We start from the raw sequence: 22,382 nt of genomic DNA, 5'->3' as shown, positions 1-22,382 counted from the left end.
CTTTATTCCATTGAACTAGTTAACTAGTACACAAGTTCACATGAAGAAGGTATCTGAGATGAAAGCAACATTTGTTCTGCACGGTTGGTGGCGCACTTCCTGATTTCGGGCAGTGTCTTACGTCTGCAATATGCAACCAGATACCCGGCCCGCCAAATGAGCGGGCTTTTTTTTGAACAAAATTAATGAGAATAACGATGCAAACACAAAAACCGACACTCGAACTGCTTGCTTGCGATGCCGCCTACCGTGAAAATCCGACGGCGCTGTTTCATCAGGTGTGTGGCGCACGTCCGGCAACGCTGCTGCTGGAATCTGCCGATATCGACAGCAAAGACGATCTGAAGAGCTTGCTGCTGGTCGACAGTGCATTACGCATTACCGCCATCGGTGACACTGTCACCATTCAGGCATTATCCGCTAACGGCGCATCGCTGCTGCCGCTGCTGGATGCTGCCCTGCCTGCGGGTGTTGAGAACAAACAACAACCGAATGGTCGCCATCTGCGATTCCCTGCCGTTAGCCCGCTGCTGGATGAAGACGCCCGCTTATGTTCCCTGTCCGTATTTGATGCCTTCCGTTTATTGCAGGAGCTGGTTAATGTTCCTGCGCAAGAACGTGAAGCAATGTTCTTCGGCGGTCTGTTTTCCTACGACCTGGTTGCCGGTTTTGAAGATTTACCTCAGCTTGAAGCGGGCAACCGTTGCCCTGACTACTGCTTCTATCTGGCAGAAACGCTCATGGTCATCGACCATCAGAAGAAAAGCACCCGCATTCAGGCCAGCATATTTACCCCCAGCGATGCAGAAAAACAGCGTCTTAATGCCCGTCTGGCGCAACTGAGCCAGCAGCTTACCGAACCTGCGCCGCCGCTGCCCGTTACTGAAGTTCCGCACATGCGCTGCGAATGCAATCAGAGCGATGAAGAGTTTGCCGCCGTAGTTCGTGGTATGCAAAAAGCCATTCGCGCTGGCGAAATTTTCCAGGTGGTTCCATCCCGTCGTTTCTCGCTGCCCTGCCCGTCACCGCTGGCGGCCTACTATGTGCTGAAGAAAAGTAACCCCAGCCCGTACATGTTTTTTATGCAGGACAACGATTTCACACTGTTCGGCGCCTCTCCGGAAAGCTCGCTGAAATACGATGCCACCAGCCGGCAGATTGAAATCTATCCGATTGCCGGGACCCGCCCACGCGGTCGTCGTGCGGACGGTTCGCTGGACCGAGATCTCGACAGCCGTATTGAGCTGGAGATGCGTACCGATCATAAAGAGCTTTCCGAGCACCTGATGCTGGTAGACCTGGCGCGTAACGACCTGGCACGCATCTGTACACCCGGCAGCCGCTACGTTGCTGACCTCACTAAAGTGGATCGTTATTCCTTCGTTATGCACCTGGTTTCCCGCGTAGTCGGCGAGCTGCGTAGCGATCTGGATGTGCTGCATGCTTACCGAGCCTGTATGAACATGGGTACGCTAAGCGGAGCGCCGAAAGTTCGCGCCATGCAGCTTATCGCCGAGGCCGAGGGCCGTCGTCGCGGCAGCTATGGCGGCGCAGTAGGTTACTTCACGGCCCATGGCGATCTGGATACCTGTATTGTGATTCGTTCCGCCCTCGTGGAAGACGGTATTGCCACCGTACAGGCTGGCGCCGGAATTGTTCTGGATTCCGTTGGGCAGTCAGAAGCCGATGAAACCCGTAATAAAGCGCGTGCGGTTCTGCGTGCTATCGCCACCGCACACCACGCACAGGAGACCTTCTAATGGCTGACATTCTGCTGCTCGATAATATCGACTCTTTTACCTATAACCTGGCAGATCAGCTGCGTACTAACGGTCATAACGTGGTGATTTACCGCAACCATATTCCGGCCCAGACATTAATAGACCGCTTAGCGACCATGAAAAATCCGGTGCTGATGCTCTCTCCAGGTCCAGGTGCGCCAAGCGAAGCGGGCTGCATGCCGGAGCTGTTAACCCGCCTGCGCGGCAAGCTGCCGATCATCGGCATTTGTCTGGGGCATCAGGCCATTGTCGAGGCCTATGGTGGATACGTGGGACAGGCGGGGGAAATCCTGCACGGCAAAGCGTCCAGCATTGAACACGACGGTCAGGCAATGTTCGCCGGTCTGGCAAATCCGCTGCCGGTGGCGCGTTATCACTCGCTGGTTGGCAGCAACGTTCCGGCCGGATTGACCATCAACGCCCACTTTAACGGCATGGTGATGGCGGTACGTCACGATACCGATCGCGTATGTGGCTTCCAGTTCCATCCAGAATCCATTCTGACCACCCAGGGCGCACGTCTGCTGGAGCAAACGCTGGCCTGGGCGCAACAGAAACTCGAACAGACCAATACCCTGCAACCTATTCTGGAGAAACTGTATCAGGCCCAGACGCTGTCTCAGCAGGAAAGCCACCAGCTGTTCTCCGCCGTGGTACGCGGTGAACTGAAGCCGGAACAACTGGCTGCGGCGCTGGTGAGCATGAAAATTCGCGGCGAGCACCCGAATGAAATCGCCGGTGCGGCAACCGCGCTGCTGGAAAACGCCGCCCCGTTCCCGCGACCTGATTATCTGTTTGCCGATATTGTTGGTACCGGTGGTGACGGCAGCAACAGTATCAATATTTCCACCGCCAGCGCCTTTGTGGCGGCCGCTTGCGGACTGAAAGTCGCCAAACACGGCAACCGCAGCGTCTCCAGCAAGTCGGGCTCTTCGGATCTGTTAGCGGCTTTTGGCATCAATCTGGATATGAACGCCGATAAATCCCGTCAGGCACTTGACGACCTCGGAGTGTGTTTCTTGTTTGCGCCGAAATACCACACCGGTTTTCGCCATGCTATGCCGGTACGCCAACAGTTGAAAACCCGTACGCTGTTTAACGTCCTCGGCCCGTTGATTAACCCGGCACATCCGCCGCTGGCGCTGATCGGCGTTTACAGTCCGGAACTGGTGCTGCCGATTGCCGAAACGCTGCGCGTGTTGGGGTATCAGCGGGCAGCCGTGGTGCACAGCGGCGGCATGGATGAAGTTTCCCTGCATGCACCGACCATTGTGGCAGAGCTACATGATGGCGAAATCAAGAGCTATCAACTGACGGCAGAAGACTTTGGCCTGACGCCCTACCACCAGGAACAGCTGGCTGGCGGCACGCCGGAAGAAAACCGTGACATTCTTAGTCGCTTGTTACAAGGTAAAGGTGAAGCCGCTCATGAAGCTGCTGTTGCCGCGAATGTCGCCATGTTAATGCGCCTGCACGGTGAAGAAGATTTAAAAGCCAATGCGCAAACCGTGATTAATGTACTGCGCAGCGGCGCGGCCTATGACCGTGTCACTGCACTGGCAGCAAGAGGGTAAATGATGCAAACCGTTTTAGCGAAAATTGTCGCAGACAAGGCGATTTGGGTAGAAGCCCGCAAACAGCAACAACCGCTGGCCAGCTTTCAGAATGATGTTCAACCCAGCTCTCGTGATTTCTACGATGCGCTGCAAGGTGCACGCGCCGCCTTTATTCTGGAGTGCAAAAAAGCGTCTCCGTCAAAAGGCGTGATCCGTGATGACTTCGACCCGGCACAGATTGCGGGCGTATATAAACAATATGCTTCCGCGATTTCCGTACTGACCGATGAGAAATATTTCCAGGGGAGCTTTGATTTCCTGCCCATCGTCAGCCGCATCGCACCGCAACCGATTCTGTGTAAGGACTTTATTATCGATCCTTACCAGATTTACCTGGCGCGCTTCTATCAGGCGGACGCCTGTCTGCTGATGCTGTCGGTGCTTGATGATGAGCAATATCGTCAACTCGCCGCCGTCGCCCACAGTTTGAAAATGGGCGTACTGACCGAAGTCAGTAACGATGAAGAGCTGGAGCGTGCTATCGCACTGGGCGCCAAAGTCGTCGGTATCAACAACCGTGATTTACGCGACCTGTCGATTGATCTGAATCGCACCCGCCAACTTGCGCCGCGACTGGGTCATGGCGTAACCGTCATCAGCGAGTCCGGTATCAATACCTATGGTCAAGTGCGAGAACTCAGCCACTTCGCCAACGGTTTTCTGATTGGCTCTGCGTTGATGTCGCATGATGATCTGCATGCTGCCGTGCGTCGCGTTCTGCTCGGCGAAAATAAAGTCTGCGGTTTAACCCGGGCTCAGGATGCAAACGCGGCATACGAAGCGGGTGCCATATACGGCGGGTTGATTTTTGTGTCCACATCGCCACGCACGGTCAGCGTTGAACGCGCGCGCGAGGTCATGACCGGCGCACCGCTGCAATATGTCGGGGTGTTTCGCAACGCAGAGATCACCGACGTGCGCGAAACAGCGGCGGCTCTGGGGCTAACAGCCGTGCAATTGCATGGTAGCGAAGACCAGGCCTATGTTGACGCCCTGCGCGACGCGCTCCCCGAACAGGTGCAAATCTGGAAGGCGTTAAGCGTCAGTGAAACGTTGCCAGCTCGTGATTATCAGCACGTCGATAAATACGTATTCGACAATGGTCAGGGCGGCAGCGGTCAACGCTTCGACTGGTCACTTTTAGGCGGACAATCGCTGGATAACGTTTTACTGGCTGGCGGACTCGGCGCTGATAACTGCGTTGACGCGGCAAAAACCGGCTGTGCCGGTCTCGATTTCAATTCTGGCGTAGAGTCACAGCCGGGCATCAAGGATGCACGTCTTTTGGCTTCGGTCTTTCAGACGCTGCGCGCATATTAAGGAAAAGGACATGACAACATTACTCAATCCGTATTTTGGTGAATTTGGCGGTATGTATGTGCCACAGATTCTGATGCCTGCCCTGCGCCAGTTGGAGGAAGCTTTTGTCAGCGCGCAAAAGGATCCTGAATTTCAGGCGCAGTTTACAGACCTGCTAAAAAACTATGCTGGTCGCCCAACTGCACTGACCAAATGCCAGAACATTACTCAAGGCACCAACACTACGCTGTATCTCAAACGTGAAGATTTGCTGCACGGCGGCGCGCACAAAACCAACCAGGTGCTGGGCCAGGCGTTGTTGGCGAAGCGTATGGGGAAAACGGAGATCATCGCCGAAACCGGCGCGGGCCAGCACGGTGTTGCATCAGCTCTCGCCAGCGCACTGCTGGGGCTGAAATGCCGTATTTATATGGGTGCAAAAGACGTTGAACGCCAGTCGCCAAACGTTTTCCGTATGCGTCTGATGGGGGCTGAAGTTATCCCGGTTCACAGCGGTTCTGCAACGCTGAAAGATGCCTGTAACGAAGCGCTGCGCGACTGGTCTGGCAGCTACGATACCGCGCACTATATGCTCGGTACGGCGGCGGGTCCACATCCCTTCCCGACCATTGTTCGTGAATTTCAGCGCATGATCGGCGAGGAAACTAAAGCGCAGATCCTTGAAAAAGAAGGTCGCCTGCCGGACGCGGTTATCGCCTGCGTGGGCGGCGGTTCTAACGCCATCGGTATGTTCGCGGACTTTATTAATGAAACCAGCGTCGGTCTGATTGGCGTCGAGCCTGGCGGCCATGGGATTGAATCAGGGGAACATGGCGCACCGTTGAAGCATGGTCGTGTCGGGATTTACTTCGGCATGAAGTCCCCGATGATGCAGACCGAAGAAGGACAGATTGAAGAGTCTTACTCTATTTCCGCGGGGCTGGATTTCCCGTCTGTCGGGCCGCAGCATGCGTATCTGAACAGCATTGGTCGCGCCGATTATGTTTCGATCACCGACGACGAAGCGCTCGAGGCCTTCAAAACGCTGTGTCTGCACGAGGGGATTATTCCGGCGCTGGAGTCCTCCCATGCCCTGGCACACGCATTGAAAATGATGCGTGAAAACCCGGAAAAAGAGCAGTTACTGGTGGTTAATCTCTCCGGTCGCGGCGACAAAGACATTTTCACCGTACACGATATTCTGAAAGCGCGAGGGGAAATCTGATGGAACGTTACGAAAACCTGTTTGCACAGCTGAAGGACCGCAAAGAAGGTGCTTTTGTCCCCTTCGTAACCCTGGGCGATCCGTCTGTTGAGCAGTCACTGAAAATCATTGATACGCTGATTGAAGCCGGTGCCGATGCCCTTGAGCTCGGTATTCCGTTCTCCGATCCGCTGGCTGACGGTCCAACCATTCAGGAAGCCACCTTGCGTGCGTTTGCCGCCGGCGTCACGCCGTCGCAATGCTTTGAAATGCTGGCGCTGATTCGTCAGAAGCACCCTACGATTCCCATTGGCTTGCTGATGTATGCCAACCTGGTGTTTAGCAAGGGCATTGACGAGTTTTACGCCCAGTGTGAAAAAGTTGGCGTGGATTCCGTGTTAGTAGCCGATGTTCCCATTGAAGAGTCCGCGCCATTCAGAGCTGCGGCGCTCCGCCACAACATTGCGCCAATTTTTATCTGCCCACCGAACGCTGACGAAGAACTGCTGCGCCAGATAGCCTCTCATGGCCGCGGCTATACCTATTTGCTTTCGCGTGCGGGCGTGACCGGTGCAGAAAATCGAGCGGCACTACCGCTGCATCACCTGGTCGAAAAGTTGAAAGCATATGATGCTCCGCCTTCTTTACAGGGATTTGGTATCTCTGCGCCTGAACAGGTAACCGGCGCGATTGACGCTGGCGCTGCTGGCGCTATTTCCGGCTCGGCAATAGTGAAAATCATTGAGAAAAATGTTGCGATACCGGAACAGATGCTGGCTGAGCTGAAAGCTTTTGTCAGCGCGATGAAAGCCGCCACCCGGCAGTAAGCTAAATCAACCGCCAGAGACTTCTGGCGGTTTTACGCTTCTTTCGTGTGCTTCATTTTATACATGGCGCTATCTGCATTCTGAATAGCCACATCCAGTTCACCGTTCACCTCTGCAATCCCCCACGATACTGACAATGGCACGGTATGACCGTCCACTACAAACACATGGCTGGTCACCTGCCCGCTGATACGTTGAGCGATTGCGATGGCATCAGTTGCCTGCGAGCGAAACAGCAGGATCATAAATTCATCCCCGCCGGTACGAATCACAATATCGTGACTGGTGCGGGTGTTTGATAACATCCTGTTGGCGATAATTTGCAACGCACGATCGCCTGCCGCGTGACCCCAGGTATCATTGACGGCCTTGAACTTATTGCAGTCCAGTAGCACCACCGAACAGTGGGATAAATCACGGCGCTTGATGATGTCGAGTATTCGGCGATTAAAGCAACCGGTCAGGGTGTCTATATAAACCTTCAGGTCGCTTTCGTTTAGCCATGATTTTAGCGAAAAACTAATCATGATGAAAAAGAACGGCGCCAGCAGGATCACGATCCCGGCATGGGTATCGCGCGTCATAAAACGGCCTAATGAAAGCGAATAGTGCAGCGCATATTTCTCCGAAAAATTGCGCACTAAAAAACGGGATTGACCTGTACATTTACCGGATAAACAGAGACTTTCATTGTTGGTCAAATTTACCAATTCCACATTCAGCTCTGGTGGGAGCTGGTAGTCAAATGCTTGAGCCAACGCTTCCTGCAATTCGGGCTTTGAATGGTCATAAACCAGATAGGCCACGATTTGGTCTGATATCTCTTTGCCAGACAGATCGTAGATATAGCTCACCACGCTGTAAGCTTTTTCACCGGTAATTTTATCGGTATAGAAGTTCGTTGAACTAAGGGCTTTGTTTTTGACGTTTTTTTGCAACAGTCGGGTATAGAAATCGACCGGCGGATAGAAAAAGTTGGTGAGATCCCGCGCCATTTCAGAATTTGAGAAACTGAAGTTGCGCGAATCGGAAGCCATAAACCAGTAAAAATAATCTGAATTTTTGGCGATAATATAACGATGTGCATCGAAGCTGCCCGGATTTAGCTCATTAACCATACCGCGAATAAACTCCGCCGCCGTATACATACACAGCGCGTTGTGGCTGGCTTGCTGGGCAATAATTGTCCCTGTTACCGAATGCAGACGCTTTGGGTCGGCGTTAATTCCCCATTCAATCTCATTGCGGGGAACAAATTGTGAAATATCGCCACATTGCTCACCCGATTTAATATGGTGATAGCGCTCACCAATCGCATCGGCGATCAGCTCATTATCGTTAAAAATGTCCATCATGCGCGCTTGCATGCGGTTAACACCGTCACTGACTGCAGCCATCCGCTGCTCATAAATTATAAACAGAAACAACGACGTAAATATCAACGTAATGAGCCCTGATACCAGCAGTGCCTGCCTGTTTCTGAGCTTGTCCTGCACAATCTTCACGAGTTCACCCTGATAGTTAACATATTGCCAAACCGGTTACCCGTTTCTGTCGTTGCATAACTGCGCTGTATGTTGATTGAGAATGTTAACCGTCCCTAAGCTGATGCCTTAGAAGCCCGCCATTGTGTGCGCTAAAGTTACAGACTTATACAATAAAAGCACATTTTTGTTAACATAAATGCAAACTAATCATCACCCTCAATCGGATACCCTGCCCGACGAATGGCCTCACGACAATCGCTCACGCCTGCGGCATAGCCCGCTTCAATCTCACAAACAGGACTGGCGCTGCAATAAGGTAGTTTAACCGGAGTCGCAATGCGTTTCTCCAGCACTTCAATTTTATCCATAAAATTCAATAAATCACGCGCGGCACTCACGGCGAACTCTGCCGTTTCATCTCCGGTGAAAGGTTCCAAAAGTGTGATTTTTTGTTGTAGCAGGTGGCGAGTCAACATCATCGTCAATGCCCTCAAAGCCAGTTTGCTTAAAGAGTAGCATTACATCGACGGGGAGAAAGGCAGGAAGAAATAAACTGGTAATAAAAAAGCTGACCGTGGAACGATCAGCTTTTCAGTATTTTAATCATGGACTTAGAAGCGATAACCCGCGGAGAACATAAACACCCACGGATCGAGGCGTACGCTGTCATGCTGCTGCGCGCCAGCCAGTTTGTAGCTCGCGGTGGTGTCGATATCCATGTACCAGACCGACATGTTAATCAGCCAGTCGCGGTTAATCAGATAGTCCATACCCACTTGCCCTGCTGCACCCCAGGAGTCTTTCAGGCTCAGGTCAGATAAACCGGTTTCTTTGCCGTTATTGTTAAAGCCTTCGTCAAAGAAAGTGGTGTAGTTCACACCGACACCAACGTACGGACGCAGTTTGCTGCTGGAATCGCCGAAATACCACTGTGCCATTAAGGTTGGTGGTAAATGGTGAACGGTCGCAATATCACCTGTTGTGGCAGTGCCAATTTTATGGCGGAACGGCGTGGCTGCCAGTAATTCAACACCGATATTGTCGGTTGCCATGTAGGTAAATGTCAGACCCAACTGCGTGTTATTGCTGACATCAAAGCCACCCAGGCTTCCCAGCGTACCACCCGCGCCTTCCGTCGGTCTGACGGTGGCAGAACCTGCACGAATAAAGAATTCTCCGGCCTCATGCGCAAATACGTTACCAGAGAGAAGAGTTGTTAAAGCCACTGCTGCAACTGTTAATTTTTTCATGTCCGCTCCATCGTTATGGTTATAAAAGCGGAACGAATATACCCACATTGGAGTAATAAGTGATCTAACCTGGATCACATTGACTTTGATAATTTAACATTTATTGATCCAGATTAAGTTAGAACTTGCATTCAAAATCCTGGTTAACCTAATTCAGATCAATTTTGATATATTTTCGCCACGCAAGTACCTGGCCTCCGTTGCAGAATAGCGATGGTTATTTGTTCGTGATGCGCAGAGAACAACCAACGTTCTTGCATGACGCTGAAGTCATAGTCAAAAATTACCGGGGCTTTACAAAGATATGCTTTTCCATACACCGCGCGATGCTGCCACTGTAGAGTTATCCAGGGTACAATTGCCCACAAATGAACACCTGCAAAACTCAAGGAGAGTGCATGTCTATCACGGCGAAATCCGTTTACCGTGACACGGGAAACTTTTTCCGTAATCAATTCATTACCATCTTGCTGGTATCGTTGTTGTGCGCGTTTATCACAGTGGTGTTAGGGCATGCCTTTTCTCCCACCGACGCACAAATTGCGCAACTCAGTGAAGGCGATCAGTTAACCAGCAGCGTGGGATTGTTCGATCTGGTGCAAAACATGACCCCGGAGCAACAGCAAATTTTGCTACGCGCTTCCGCGGCGTCGACGTTTTCCGGTCTGATTGGTAATGCCATCCTCGCCGGGGGTATTATCCTGATGATTCAGCTGATTTCAGCCGGTCATCGGGTCAGCGCGTTACGCGCCATCGGTGCCAGCGCGCCGGTTTTGCCGAAGCTGTTTATTCTGATTTTTCTGACTACTCTGCTGGTGCAAATCGGTATTATGCTGGTTGTGGTACCCGGTATTCTGCTGGCTATCCTGCTGGCACTTGCGCCGGTGATGTTAGTACAGGACAAAATGGGTGTCTTTGCCGCGATGCGCAACAGTATGCGTCTGGCGTGGTCGAATATGCGCCTGGTTGCACCAGCAGTGATCGGTTGGCTGTTGGCAAAAACGTTGTTGTTGCTTTTTGCGCCAAGTTTTGCGGTACTTACGCCAAATGTAGGCGCGGTATTGGCGAATACGCTGAGCAATATGATCTCCGCCGTATTGCTGATCTATTTGTTCCGCCTGTACATGCTAATTCGCCAATAAACCCTGAACGCATTCCGGGCTTGTACCCGGTGCTTTTGATGACGGAATCGAAGAATGAAGCAGTTTCTTGATTTTTTACCGCTGGTTGTCTTTTTTGCTTTTTATAAGCTCTATGACATCTACGCGGCGACCTCGGCGCTGATTGTTGCGACGGCTGTGGTTTTGATTTACAGCTGGGTCCGCTATCGCAAGGTCGAGAAGATGGCATTAATCACTTTTGTTCTGGTAGCCGTGTTCGGTGGCCTGACCATTTTCTTCCACAATGATGAATTCATTAAGTGGAAAGTAACGGTGATTTACGGGCTGTTTGCCGGTGCGCTGCTGGTTAGCCAATGGGTGATGAAAAAGCCGCTGATTCAGCGCATGTTAGGTAAAGAGCTGAGCTTGCCACAGCCGGTTTGGACAAAACTTAACTTCGCCTGGGCCGTCTTCTTTATCCTGTGCGGTCTGGCGAATATCTATATCGCGTTTTGGCTACCGCAGAATATTTGGGTGAACTTTAAAGTATTCGGCCTGACCGCCCTGACTTTACTATTTACGTTACTGAGCGGAGTCTATATTTACCGCCACCTTCCGCAGGAAGATAAATCGTAATAAATGCTCGCCAGATCTCCGGATCTGGCGAATTTTTATCCCTTCGCGTTCCTTGTTGCCATCAACCTGGCTTACTTCCGCCGCGCAGGCCGCATCCCCTCTGTTCTCAGCGCGTAAATTCTAGTAGCATCGCGCCTGTAATCTTTCTCTATAGTCGGTTCTACAATGACAACAACGAATAACACTCCCCAGGGCGAACTGGTTTTACGCACTCTGGCTATGCCTGCCGATACCAACGCAAACGGTGATATTTTTGGCGGCTGGCTGATGTCACAAATGGATATAGGTGGCGCTATTCAGGCCAAAGAGATCGCACATGGTCGCGTGGTAACGGTGCGGGTTGAAGGAATGAGCTTTTTGCGCCCGGTTGCCGTGGGCGATGTGGTTTGTTGCTATGCACGCTGCGTGAAACGCGGGACGACCTCGATCAGCATTAATATTGAAGTCTGGGTGAAGAAAGTCGCTTCAGAACCTATCGGCCAGCGCTATAAAGCTACCGAAGCCCTGTTTATCTACGTTGCCGTTGATAAAGACGGTAAACCGCGGCCGATTCCCTCCCTGGCCTGATAGCACGCGCAAGCATCGCCATCCGGCAATCATTCTGCCGGATTTGGCGGCGTAACGCCAAATCCGGCCTGATGCTTACTCGATCTGTGTTGTGCCGTTCAGGCGGAAAACAATATTCACCACCAGCCCGGAACCTGGCTTACCGGCTTCATAACGCCATCTGCGCATCGCATTTTTCACTTCACGCTCAAACATATTCGCAGGCTGTGCGGACAGAACTTCCACATTTTCAACCCGGCCATCCGAGGTCACGTCAAATTTGACCTTCACACGGCCTTCAATGCGCAACGCCTGTGCACGTGCCGGATATTGAGGCTGATTACGACTTAAGGCTCGCGGACCCGATGGAGCACTCACCGCCGGTTTAGTGGTTGCCGGAGCGGTACTGGTTGTTGGACGCGCAGGCGCCGTATTTTCAAACGGGGACGTCGGACGCGGCTCTGCTGGTTTAACATCACGCTTCGGCTGCTCTTCCACCTTTTTCACCGGTTTTGGCTTCGGTTTAGGCTTGGGCTTCGGTTTCTCAATCACTACCGGCGCTTCTTTTGGCGGTTCGGGGATCGGTTCTGGCTCCGGTTCAGGCTCGACGACGGGTTCCGGCGGCGGCTGAACGGCCTGAGGCGGTTCAAGATCGGCAGGCGCAACCATCGTAACGGAGATCGGCTGCGCTGGCGCAGGCAGTTCAATAACCTGATGTACCGAGGTATACAGCAAACCTGCCACTACAGCACCATGAATGCCGACAGAAAGTAACGTAGGCCAGGGAAAGCGACGAGGTAAATCAAGGGTCATTGAAGTCATAATCGTTTCAGTAAAAAAACCAGGCCCTGATTTTAAATGCAAATAGCAATCATATTCAATAAGACCGTGAAGCTAACTGGCATTTAAAACGCGATTTTATGATAAAAAACCATTTTCAAAGTATGGCCTTAACATATTAGTTATCTTTCCGTTGCAGTTACCAGGCCTTTCCAATAACGTAAATATGACCTTTTACCGTTCAAGGAGCTCTACCCGTGCTGTACGTTATTTACGCTCAAGATATCGCAGACTCTCTCGAAAAACGTCTTTCCGTACGCCCTGCTCATCTGGCTCGTCTGCAACTCCTTCATGACGAAGGCCGTTTGCTCACGGCGGGTCCTATGCCAGCGGTTGACAGTAACGATCCGGGCGCCGCAGGCTTTACCGGCTCAACGGTGATTGCAGAATTTGAATCTTTAGAAGCCGCGCAGGCGTGGGCGGAAGCCGATCCCTACGTGGCGGCAGGTGTTTACGCGCAGGTTTCAGTAAAACCGTACAAAAAAGTATTTTAAAAACAAAACGAAAAGCAGACATTGGGCACCGCCAGCGGTGCCCTTTTGAGATCAGATGTTGTGGATCGCAAACAGCAACGAGTTACGTTGATGGTTGAGAATACACTTTCTGATGGTATGGATACGCATATTACGGCGCGATTGTCCTTCAAGCCAACGTGCTTTACGGCGGCTAGCCTGACGCAGCATCCGCCAGCGTCCCACTTCCGTTCTACTACGCTTCATGTTTACTACTCTTTCAGTCACTGAGCGGCCATTATAACGCCACACCGAATGCAGACCAGTGGTTTTCCCGTGTTTTTATTTGCCAGATTAATCCTGATGCGTAAACTCTTAACAATACGCTTTCAAAAGGATTTTTAAATTTATGACAACCTTCTACACCGTGGTGAGTTGGCTGGTCATTCTGGGTTACTGGGTACTCATTGCTGGCGTAACATTACGCATTCTAATGAAACGACGCGCAGTGCCCTCCGCAATGGCCTGGCTTTTGATCATCTATATTCTGCCATTGGTAGGGATCATTGCTTATCTGTCCTTCGGTGAGCTCCACCTTGGTAAACGTCGCGCCGAACGCGCCCGGGCAATGTGGCCGTCAACGGCCAAGTGGCTGAACGATCTAAAAGCCTGTAAGCATATTTTTGCGCAGGAAAACAGCAGCGTCGCGTCATCCTTATTTAAGCTGTGCGAGCGTCGTCAGGGAATCGCTGGCGTTAAAGGGAATCAACTGCAGTTGCTCACCAGTTCAGAGGACGTGATGCAGGCATTGATTCGTGATATTCAACTGGCGCGTCACAACATCGAGATGGTGTTCTACATCTGGCAACCGGGCGGTATGGCCGATCAGGTCGCCGAGTCATTAATGGCTGCCGCAAGGCGTGGAATTCACTGCCGCCTGATGCTGGACTCCGCGGGTAGCGTGGCGTTCTTTCGCAGCCCATGGGCGGCGATGATGCGTAACGCGGGTATCGAGGTTGTTGAAGCGCTGAAAGTAAACCTGATGCGTGTATTTTTACGCCGTATGGACCTGCGTCAGCACCGCAAAATGATCATGATCGATAACTATATTGCTTATACCGGCAGCATGAACATGGTCGATCCCCGTTTCTTTAAACAAGATGCCGGCGTCGGGCAATGGGTGGATTTGATGGCGAGAATGGAAGGCCCGGTAGCCACCGCTATGGGCATTGTCTATTCCTGCGACTGGGAAATTGAGACCGGCAAGCGCATTCTGCCCCCGCCGCCAGACGTCAATATCATGCCGTTTGAGCAGGCCAGCGGCCACACCATTCACACAATCGCTTCGGGACCTGGTTTCCCTGAAGATTTGATTCATCAGGCGCTGTTAACCGCGGCTTATTCGGCGCGTGAATATTTAATTATGACCACGCCCTACTTCGTTCCCAGCGACGATCTGCTGCACGCGATCTGTACAGCGGCGCAGCGCGGGGTCGACGTCAGTATTATTCTTCCACGCAAGAATGATTCCCTGCTGGTTGGCTGGGCAAGCCGGGCCTTTTTCACTGAGCTGCTGGCGGCTGGCGTTAAAATCTATCAGTTCGAAGGTGGCTTACTGCACACCAAGAGCGTACTGGTCGATGGCGAGCTGAGCCTGGTCGGTACCGTTAACCTGGATATGCGCAGTCTGTGGCTCAATTTTGAAATCACGCTGGTCATTGATGATGCCGGATTCGGTGGCGATCTCGCGGCAGTACAGGATGATTATATTTCGCGTTCCCGTCTGCTTGATGCCCGTTTGTGGGTAAAACGACCACTCTGGCAGCGGATCGCTGAGCGACTGTTTTACTTCTTTAGTCCGTTGCTGTAAAACGTGCCCATCAGACAGTAAACAGGTAGTCATTATGGATATGGATTTGAACAATCGCCTGACTGAAGACGAAACGCTTGAGCAGGCTTACGATATTTTTCTCGAACTGGCTGCGGACAACCTGGATCCAGCCGACATCATTCTGTTCAATTTACAGTTTGAAGAGCGCGGTGGTGCCGAGTTATTCGACCCGGCAGAAGACTGGCAGGAGCATGTTGATTTTGACCTGAACCCTGACTTCTTTGCCGAAGTGGTGATTGGTCTGGCAGATACAGAAGACGGCGAGATTAACGATATTTTTGCGCGCGTTTTATTATGTCGCGAAAAAGATCACAAACTCTGCCATATTCTCTGGCGCGAGTAACAAACAAAAAAGCTGCTCTCGCAGCTTTTTTCATTTTTATCCCGGCAGTTTACTTCCGCAGCGGTTACAAAACTGCGCACTATGTTCATGCTGCGCCTGCTGACACTGTGGACATCTACGCTGATATCCTCGCTGTTGGAACGCACTGCTCATGTGTGTGGTTATCAATCCGGTCGGTATCGCAATCACAGAGTATCCAATCAGGATAAGCACTGACGCCACCATGCGTCCCAACGGCGTGTGCGGTGTAATGTCACCGTAGCCGACGGTGGTGACCGTAACAATTGCCCAATACACAGACGCATTCAGCGTAGTAAAGCCATATTTGGGCCCTTCTATCAGATACATCATCGCGCCGAAAACAACCATCAGAATGGCAATAAAGGAATAGAACAACATCAGTTGATGACGGGCGCTTTTTAACGCATTCCAGAACACTCGCAGAGAAGGCATAAAACGCAGCAGCTTGAGAATACGCAAGACGCGCAGGACACGCATCGCTCGCCAGGCGAAGACATAGCTCAGACTGATTTCAGGCCATAGCCACATCACGTACAGCGGTAGAATGGTGGCCAGATCGATAATCCCCCAGAAGCTAAACACATATTTTGCGGGATTGGCCCAGCTGCATAAGCGAAGAAAATATTCGAGGGTAAAGACCAGAGTAATAAAGACCTCCAGCCAGACAAAAATGCGCCATTCCTCGAAGGTTAAATGGTATTGCGTCCCGACGCCGGACTCAATGAAGATAACAATAACGCTGAGCAAGGCGAACAGCGCGCACATACCTTCAAAGCGACGCCCTGAACGGGTGTTTAAATCGAATAATTTGCGATAGAGCGCGCGGCGGACAGAAGAGACTAAACCTGACACATATACCTCACCAAAAGAAGGGCTGACCTTTGTCAGCCCTCTGGATTATAGCGGGTCTACTTTCAGGCAGGAAACTGCGTGACGGAAACTTCCTTCGAGAACCGGGCGGGTTTTTGCGCATTCCGGTCCGGCAATCGGGCAGCGCGTACGGAACACGCAGCCGGAAGGAGGATTAATCGGCGACGGCAATTCGCCTTCCAGCAACTGGATAACCTTGTTCCTTTCCTGATCCGGGTCGGGAATTGGCACTGCAGACATCAACGCTTTGGTATAAGGGTGCAGCGGATTATGGTACACCTCATCATAAGTCCCTAATTCCACCGCGTGTCCGAGATACATGACCAGCACGCGATCGGAGATATGTTTCACCACCGCCAGGTCGTGAGCAATGAAGATTAACGATAATCCCATTTCACGCTGGAGCTGTTGTAACAGGTTCACCACCTGGGCCTGAATGGATACGTCCAGCGCCGAAACCGGTTCATCGCAAATAATCAGCTTCGGCTCGAGGATCAGCGCACGGGCAATACCAATACGCTGACACTGACCGCCGGAAAACTCATGCGGGTAGCGGTTAATCAGATTTGGCAGCAACCCCACCTTCATCATCATCGCCTTCACACGGTCGCGGACTTCCTGACCAGACAGGTTCGGATGATAAGTCCGCAGCGGTTCGGCAATGATTTCACCGATGGTCATGCGCGGATTCAATGATGCCAGCGGATCCTGGAAAATCATCTGAATATCGCTACGCACTTCCCGCCACTCATCGGGTTTCATGCCCAGCAAATCTTTACCCAGCCAGGCGACTTTTCCATCGGTGGCTTTCACCAGGCCAATAATCGCACGGGCAAAAGTCGATTTTCCACAGCCTGATTCGCCGACCACGCCCAGGGTTTCACCTTCATACAGTCGCAGAGTCACGCCATCAACCGCTTTCAGGGTTTTAGACGGCTGCCAGAACCACTGCTTGCCGTCTTTAATGTCGAAATGGACTTTAAGATCGGCAATTTCAAGGAGCACTTTTCGTTGTTCGGTGACCGCATTCATACCAGTTCCTCCACCGGTTTAAAGCAGGCGCGCAGGCGGCCCGGACTAAACTCTTCCAGTGGCGGAGCACTGCTACAGATTTCCATCGCATGCGGGCAACGCGGTTGGAATGGGCAACCTTTTGGTAAACGCAACAGGTTCGGCGGGTTGCCCGGAATAGTCAGCATCTCTTCCCCTTCGGCATCCAGACGAGGTACGGCATTCAGCAAACCAATCGAATACGGATGAACGGGCTTATAAAAGACATCCCGCGCGCTGCCATATTCCATGGTGCGTCCGGCGTACATCACCAAAACTTTATCGCAAATACCGGCCACTACTCCCAGATCGTGGGTGATCATGATAATCGCAGTGTTGAATTCGCTTTTCAGTTCATTCAGCAGGGTCATGATTTGTGCCTGTACCGTAACATCAAGCGCAGTAGTCGGCTCATCGGCTATCAGTAATTTAGGCCTGCACAACAGCGCCATGGCGATCATCACGCGCTGACGCATCCCGCCGGAGAATTCATGCGGATACATTTTCATACGCTTACGCGCTTCCGGCATTTTCACCGCATCCAGCATTCTGACCGATTCTTCAAAGGCTTCCGCTTTGCTCATGCCTTTATGCAGCATGAGAACTTCCATCAACTGCTCGCCGACTCGCATGTACGGATTGAGAGAGGTCATCGGGTCCTGGAAAATCATCGAGATTTGCTCGGCGCGCAGTTTGTTCAACTCACGTTCCGGTAAATTCAGAATTTCACGTCCGTTGAAAGTTGCAGAACCTCCGATACGGCCATTTGCCGCCAGCAGGCCCATCAGGGCAAAGGCCGTTTGCGATTTCCCTGAACCGGATTCCCCAACAATACCCAGCGTTTCTCCAGCTCGCAGAGAAAAGTTTAAATCGTTTACCGCAGTCACATCGCCGTCGGGGGTGGCAAACGTCACGCGCAGATCTTTAACGTTCAGCAGTGCGTTAGCCTGTTGTTGCGCGAGCGGCGCGGTTGAGGTTTCAATTACGCTCATGGCTGCACTCCTTAACGGTCTTTCGGGTCGAGGGCATCACGCAGGCCATCGCCAATAAAGTTAAAACAGAACAAAGTGACCACCAGGAATCCTGCCGGGAACAGCAGCAGCCATGGTGAGACTTCCATCGAGTTGGCACCATCACTCAGCAACGCCCCCCAGCTACTTAATGGCTCCTGCGTCCCTAATCCCAAAAAGCTCAGGAAGGATTCAAACAGGATCATGCTGGGCACCAGCAACGAAGCGTACACCACCACCACGCCCAGCACGTTCGGCACAATATGACGGATAACGATGCGCACGGTAGATACCCCACCCACTTGCGCTGCTTCAATAAACTCTTTGCGCTTGAGACTCAGCGTTTGTCCACGCACGATACGCGCCATATCCAGCCAGGATACCATCCCGATAGCGACAAAAATCAGCAGGATATTTTGCCCAAAGAAGGTGACCAGCAGAATCACGAAGAACATGAACGGGAAGGAGTTGAGGATTTCCAGCAGACGCATCATCACGGAGTCGATTTTACCGCCGAGGTAGCCCGACAGAGAACCGTATAGCGTGCCGACAACTACCGCGACCAACGCCGCGGCAATGCCGACCATCAACGAGATGCGACCGCCAATCGCCACACGAACCAGCAGGTCTCGACCTGACGAGTCGGTGCCGAAATAGTGTCCAGATTCTGTATCCGGCGCGCTGGACATCATGCCCCAGTCGGTATCGAAGTAGGTAAACTGCGACAGCATCGGCGCCAGCGTCACAAACAGCGCAATAATCACCAGCACGACCAGGCTTGCTACCGCCGCGCGGTTATGCATAAAGCGTCGACGTGCGTCCTGCCACAGACTGCGGCCCTCGACCTCCAGCTTTTCACTGAAATTCTCCAGCGCTTCGCTGTTTTTCTTACTTAACATCATAGCGAGCTCCAGTATCAGTAACGAATTTTCGGGTCGATAACGGCATACAGCACGTCAACAATCGCGTTAAACACGATGGTCAGCGTCCCTACCAGTATGGTGAGGCTCAGGACCAGCGAATAGTCGCGGTTTAACGCGCCATTGACGAACAGCTGGCCAATGCCCGGCAAACCATAGATGGTTTCAATAACCATCGAACCGGTAATAATGCCGACAAATGCTGGTCCCATATAGGACAGCACAGGCAACAGCGCAGGTTTTAACGCATGGCGGAAAATAATCCGCCGCATCGGCAACCCTTTAGCGCGTGCGGTACGAATAAAGTTAGAGTGCAGCACTTCAATCATCGAACCGCGGGTAATACGGGCGATACTGGCGATATAAGCCAGTGACAAGGCCACCATCGGCAGGATCATAAATTTCAACGCCCCGCCATTCCAGCCGCCTCCGGGCAGCCATTTCAAGGTTATGGCAAATATCATGACTAATAAGGGAGCGACCACGAAACTGGGGATAACCACCCCGGTCATTGCCACCCCCATCACCGTGTAGTCCCAACGCGTATTTTGTTTCAGCGCGGCTATCACCCCAGCGCTAACGCCAACGAGGACCGCCAGAATAAAGGCCGCAGCTCCCAGCTTCGCAGAAACCGGAAAGCTCGATGCCACAAGGTCGTTTACCGTATAGTCTTTATATTTAAAAGATGGCCCAAAATCGCCATGCGCCAGCTGCTTGAGGTAGCTGAAGTACTGCGTCGAGATAGGATCGTTAAGATGATATTTCGCTTCGATATTAGCCAGTACCTCTGGCGGTAACGCGCGTTCCCCGGTGAATGGACTTCCCGGCGCAAGGCGCATCATAAAGAATGAAATCGTAATAAGTATAAACAGCGTCGGAATCGCTTCCAGACAGCGACGTAATATAAATTTTAACATTGCCCGTACCTTCTGGCGTGTGCCTTTACACCTCTTCTACCCCGACGTTCAGGTAAAGCGGTGTTAATAGTTCGAAGAAAAAAGACACTGTGGGGCAAAATGATTGCCCCACGTCTTGCCATTAATGCTTGATAATATACAAGTCTTTAACGTGGATATTATCCATCGGGTCTTTACCGGAGTATCCGCCAACCCATGGTTTCACCAGGCGGGCGTTAACATAGTAATAAACCGGTACAATCGCAGAATCTTTATCCAGCTGCTGTTCCGCTTTCGAATACAGTTCGCTGCGCTGCGCTTCATCAGTCACTTTCAGCGTATCCGCAATCAGCTTATCAAACGCCGGGCTCTTATAGTGGACGGTGTTGTTGGAGCTGTCAGACAGCACCATATTCAGGAAGGATGTTGGTTCGTTGTAATCCGCACACCAGCCCGCACGCGAAACATCATAGTTACCCTGATGGCGCGTATCGAGGAACGTTTTCCATTCCTGGTTTTCCAGCTTCACGTTGGCGCCCAGATTTTTCTTCCAGATAGATGCCGCAGCGATGGCCAGCTTTTTATGTAGATCTGAGGTGTTATACAGCAGGTCAAAGGTCAACGGTTTTTCAGCGGTATACCCGGCTTCAGCCAGCAGTTTTTTCGCTTCTTCATTACGTTTTTCCTGAGACCATTTGAACCACTCTGGTTCAACCAGTTTCGCGCCATCGGTGTAAGGAGGGGTAAAGCTATACGCCGGCAGGTCCCCCTGGTTTTTAACTTTGTTGACGATAATGTCACGATCCAACGCCAGTTTCAGGGCGGTACGAACACGAACATCGTTGAACGGTGCTTTCTGGTTGTTGATTTCGTAATAATAGGTGCACAGATACGGGTCAACGTGAACTTCGTTCGGGATCTCTTTTTTCAGTTTCTGGAATAACTCGATCGGCATGTTGTTATAGGTCATGTCGATTTCGCCGCTGCGATAGCGGTTAACGTCAGTCACTTCAGAAGAAATTGGCAGGTAGGTAACCTGGTTAATAACCGTTTTGGCGTTGTCCCAGTAGTTGGTGTTACGCTCAAGTACAATGCGCTCGTTGACCACCCAGTCTTTCAGCTTATAGGCGCCGTTGGTAACGATGTTAGCGGGCTGGGTCCATTTCTCACCGTATTTTTCAACCGCTGCTTTAGGAACCGGAGAAACGGATGAGTGCACAAGCAATTTGTAGAAATAAGGAACAGGCTCGCTCAGGGTGACTTCAAATGTATGATCGTCGAGAGCTTTGACACCGAGATCGGTGATCGGCTTTTTGCCGGCGATAATATCGTCAATATTGACAATGTGACCGTACTGTAAATAACTGGCGTACGGTGACGCGGTATTTGGATTAGCCAGGCGTTGCCAGCTATACACGAAATCTTGCGCGGTAACAGGCGTGCCGTCAGACCATTTAGCGTCTTTACGCAGATGGAATGTCCACACCTTAAAGTCTTTATTTTCCCACTTTTCAGCCACGCCAGGCGATGGTTTGCCATCGACATCGCTGATTAATAAACCTTCAAACAGGTCACGGTTGATATTGGATTCAGGTACACCTTCGATTTTATGTGGATCGAGTGACTGAACTTCCGAACCGTTATTACGCACCAGAGTCTGCTTTTCAGCAAGCTGCACACCGGCTGGTACAACTGCCGCCGTAGCAACATTCCCAGCGATTAGCGCAGTTAGGATCCCCGCAGCTACTAAACTTTTTTTAGTGATGTTAGTCATTGTGTTTGTACTCCCTCATTATTATGGCTGGTTTTTTAACCAGACTGTTAATCCTGTCAGGATCCCTGTACGGCACCGGAGATTTTCTGCCGTCAGGTAGTTTCTTGTTTTACTGCTTGCTATCACCGACTTTATTTATTTCTGGCGATTCGTATGACCGCCTTGCGTCGATTGCCTACGTGCCTCCCCTGCCGGAAACACGTTATTACCCTGTTGAGAGAAACTAATTGAAAATGATTCTCATCAACGTGAATTCTTCTGCATAATACCTGGCCGGAAAGTATCAAATGCGTTTCTTAACCGCCAATACATTTTACAAATTTGTTAACCAATTCTCTTTTATTGGAAATAAATCTCACTAAAAAAGTCTTACGAATGAAAGATTGTGACAATAAAACGATAAAAATCATTATGTTGCATCCAGCGCAGTGTTAAACCCCCGGACCTTTGTCAACACCACGCCAAAATGCACATAAATTTAACAATTGGTTATTAATTAGCACATTCATCTAAAAAAAACGCTGAAATAACTAATAACATTTCGATAATCCTTCAGCAAGCCCCAGAGT

Annotated in this window: 23 protein-coding genes, 1 pseudogene and 1 other annotated feature; of the genes and pseudogenes, 13 read left to right on the top strand and 11 right to left on the bottom strand. The window is 51.3% G+C overall.

Annotated features, from left to right (window positions below; translation table 11 throughout):
* Nucleotides 1-58: 58 nt before the first annotated feature.
* The 6 genes from trpL to trpA all read left to right on the top strand — a co-directional run bounded on the left by trpL (nucleotide 59) and on the right by trpA (nucleotide 6,727).
* Nucleotides 59-103: a trp operon leader peptide gene (gene trpL, locus HV311_RS11095; RefSeq protein ID WP_012905981.1), complete on the top strand. Its 45-nt coding sequence runs from the start codon at nucleotides 59-61 to the stop codon at nucleotides 101-103.
* Nucleotides 80-174, top strand: a sequence feature (Trp leader region). (Overlaps the previous gene by 24 nt.)
* A gap of 23 nt (nucleotides 175-197) precedes the next feature.
* Complete coding sequence (locus tag HV311_RS11090) at nucleotides 198-1,760, top strand: anthranilate synthase component 1 (protein ID WP_016156654.1); 1,563 nt, start codon at nucleotides 198-200, stop codon at nucleotides 1,758-1,760.
* On the top strand, nucleotides 1,760-3,355 hold the full coding sequence (gene trpD / locus HV311_RS11085; RefSeq protein ID WP_003020639.1) for a bifunctional anthranilate synthase glutamate amidotransferase component TrpG/anthranilate phosphoribosyltransferase TrpD: 1,596 nt from the start codon (nucleotides 1,760-1,762) through the stop codon (nucleotides 3,353-3,355). Before HV311_RS11090 ends, trpD begins: the two co-directional genes overlap by 1 nt.
* A 3-nt stretch (nucleotides 3,356-3,358) precedes the next feature.
* On the top strand, nucleotides 3,359-4,717 hold the full coding sequence (trpCF, locus tag HV311_RS11080) for a bifunctional indole-3-glycerol-phosphate synthase TrpC/phosphoribosylanthranilate isomerase TrpF (protein ID WP_191221192.1): 1,359 nt from the start codon (nucleotides 3,359-3,361) through the stop codon (nucleotides 4,715-4,717).
* Between the two features lie 10 nt (nucleotides 4,718-4,727).
* The gene (gene trpB, locus HV311_RS11075; protein ID WP_003020645.1) at nucleotides 4,728-5,921 is read left to right on the top strand and encodes a tryptophan synthase subunit beta; all 1,194 of its coding nucleotides are present in this window, start codon (nucleotides 4,728-4,730) and stop codon (nucleotides 5,919-5,921) included.
* A complete protein-coding gene (trpA, locus tag HV311_RS11070) occupies nucleotides 5,921-6,727 on the top strand; it encodes a tryptophan synthase subunit alpha (RefSeq protein ID WP_191221091.1) in 807 nt (268 codons plus the stop codon). The genes trpB and trpA overlap by 1 nt, the downstream gene beginning before the upstream one ends.
* Before the next feature lie 32 nt (nucleotides 6,728-6,759).
* Here trpA and HV311_RS11065 read toward each other — a convergent pair whose 3' ends face one another.
* The 3 genes from HV311_RS11065 to ompW all read right to left on the bottom strand — a co-directional run bounded on the left by HV311_RS11065 (nucleotide 6,760) and on the right by ompW (nucleotide 9,464).
* Entirely contained in the window at nucleotides 6,760-8,232 is a 1,473-nt protein-coding gene (locus tag HV311_RS11065; RefSeq protein ID WP_016153261.1) for a GGDEF domain-containing protein, read from the bottom strand.
* A gap of 185 nt (nucleotides 8,233-8,417) precedes the next feature.
* Nucleotides 8,418-8,693 (bottom strand): hypothetical protein, encoded by a 276-nt coding sequence (locus HV311_RS11060; protein WP_016153262.1) that lies wholly within the window; start codon nucleotides 8,691-8,693, stop codon nucleotides 8,418-8,420.
* A gap of 132 nt (nucleotides 8,694-8,825) precedes the next feature.
* Nucleotides 8,826-9,464: an outer membrane protein OmpW gene (gene ompW, locus HV311_RS11055; protein WP_016153263.1), complete on the bottom strand. Its 639-nt coding sequence runs from the start codon at nucleotides 9,462-9,464 to the stop codon at nucleotides 8,826-8,828.
* 283 nt (nucleotides 9,465-9,747) lie between these two features.
* Between ompW and HV311_RS28010 the strand changes: the two are divergent.
* The 4 genes and pseudogenes from HV311_RS28010 to yciA form a co-directional block, all read left to right on the top strand.
* Nucleotides 9,748-9,834 (top strand): annotated as a pseudogene (locus tag HV311_RS28010) (YkgJ family cysteine cluster protein); the annotation flags it as partial.
* A gap of 28 nt (nucleotides 9,835-9,862) precedes the next feature.
* Entirely contained in the window at nucleotides 9,863-10,606 is a 744-nt protein-coding gene (locus HV311_RS11050) for a YciC family protein (RefSeq protein WP_016153264.1), read from the top strand.
* 54 nt (nucleotides 10,607-10,660) lie between these two features.
* Complete coding sequence (locus tag HV311_RS11045; protein WP_016153265.1) at nucleotides 10,661-11,200, top strand: septation protein A; 540 nt, start codon at nucleotides 10,661-10,663, stop codon at nucleotides 11,198-11,200.
* 165 nt (nucleotides 11,201-11,365) lie between these two features.
* A complete protein-coding gene (gene yciA, locus HV311_RS11040) occupies nucleotides 11,366-11,767 on the top strand; it encodes an acyl-CoA thioester hydrolase YciA (RefSeq protein WP_016153266.1) in 402 nt (133 codons plus the stop codon).
* A gap of 75 nt (nucleotides 11,768-11,842) precedes the next feature.
* On the opposite strand, the gene tonB is transcribed toward yciA, so the two are convergent.
* Nucleotides 11,843-12,559: a TonB system transport protein TonB gene (tonB, locus tag HV311_RS11035; protein ID WP_016156660.1), complete on the bottom strand. Its 717-nt coding sequence runs from the start codon at nucleotides 12,557-12,559 to the stop codon at nucleotides 11,843-11,845.
* 224 nt (nucleotides 12,560-12,783) lie between these two features.
* Here tonB and HV311_RS11030 point away from each other — a divergent pair, with 224 nt between their 5' ends.
* Nucleotides 12,784-13,080 carry a YciI family protein gene (locus HV311_RS11030; RefSeq protein ID WP_003020675.1) on the top strand — a complete coding sequence of 99 codons (297 nt, stop codon included), beginning with the start codon at nucleotides 12,784-12,786 and terminating at the stop codon, nucleotides 13,078-13,080.
* Nucleotides 13,081-13,131: 51 nt separating this feature from the next.
* Here HV311_RS11030 and HV311_RS11025 read toward each other — a convergent pair whose 3' ends face one another.
* Nucleotides 13,132-13,305, bottom strand: coding sequence for a YciY family protein (locus HV311_RS11025; RefSeq protein ID WP_016153268.1), 174 nt, complete (start codon nucleotides 13,303-13,305; stop codon nucleotides 13,132-13,134).
* 142 nt (nucleotides 13,306-13,447) lie between these two features.
* Between HV311_RS11025 and cls the strand changes: the two genes are divergently transcribed.
* Complete coding sequence (cls, locus tag HV311_RS11020; RefSeq protein WP_016156727.1) at nucleotides 13,448-14,908, top strand: cardiolipin synthase; 1,461 nt, start codon at nucleotides 13,448-13,450, stop codon at nucleotides 14,906-14,908.
* Between the two features lie 34 nt (nucleotides 14,909-14,942).
* Nucleotides 14,943-15,272 (top strand): HI1450 family dsDNA-mimic protein, encoded by a 330-nt coding sequence (locus HV311_RS11015; protein ID WP_003020691.1) that lies wholly within the window; start codon nucleotides 14,943-14,945, stop codon nucleotides 15,270-15,272.
* 36 nt (nucleotides 15,273-15,308) lie between these two features.
* On the opposite strand, the gene HV311_RS11010 is transcribed toward HV311_RS11015, so the two are convergent.
* From HV311_RS11010 to oppA, 6 genes are all read right to left on the bottom strand, one after another.
* Entirely contained in the window at nucleotides 15,309-16,145 is an 837-nt protein-coding gene (locus HV311_RS11010; RefSeq protein ID WP_016156728.1) for an ion transporter, read from the bottom strand.
* 45 nt (nucleotides 16,146-16,190) lie between these two features.
* Complete coding sequence (gene oppF / locus HV311_RS11005; protein WP_016156729.1) at nucleotides 16,191-17,195, bottom strand: murein tripeptide/oligopeptide ABC transporter ATP-binding protein OppF; 1,005 nt, start codon at nucleotides 17,193-17,195, stop codon at nucleotides 16,191-16,193.
* Nucleotides 17,192-18,205, bottom strand: coding sequence for a murein tripeptide/oligopeptide ABC transporter ATP-binding protein OppD (oppD, locus tag HV311_RS11000; protein WP_003833364.1), 1,014 nt, complete (start codon nucleotides 18,203-18,205; stop codon nucleotides 17,192-17,194). Before oppD ends, oppF begins: the two co-directional genes overlap by 4 nt.
* Nucleotides 18,206-18,216: 11 nt before the next feature.
* Nucleotides 18,217-19,125, bottom strand: coding sequence for an oligopeptide ABC transporter permease OppC (gene oppC, locus HV311_RS10995; RefSeq protein ID WP_003020701.1), 909 nt, complete (start codon nucleotides 19,123-19,125; stop codon nucleotides 18,217-18,219).
* 14 nt (nucleotides 19,126-19,139) lie between these two features.
* A complete protein-coding gene (oppB, locus tag HV311_RS10990; RefSeq protein ID WP_003020708.1) occupies nucleotides 19,140-20,060 on the bottom strand; it encodes an oligopeptide ABC transporter permease OppB in 921 nt (306 codons plus the stop codon).
* Between the two features lie 121 nt (nucleotides 20,061-20,181).
* Complete coding sequence (gene oppA / locus HV311_RS10985) at nucleotides 20,182-21,813, bottom strand: oligopeptide ABC transporter substrate-binding protein OppA (protein WP_016153271.1); 1,632 nt, start codon at nucleotides 21,811-21,813, stop codon at nucleotides 20,182-20,184.
* Nucleotides 21,814-22,382 lie beyond the last annotated feature (569 nt).

The organism is Citrobacter sp. RHBSTW-00881 (assembly GCF_013728515.1).
Lineage (GTDB): Bacteria > Pseudomonadota > Gammaproteobacteria > Enterobacterales > Enterobacteriaceae > Citrobacter > Citrobacter braakii.
This window is presented reverse-complemented; position numbering and strand designations above follow the sequence as displayed.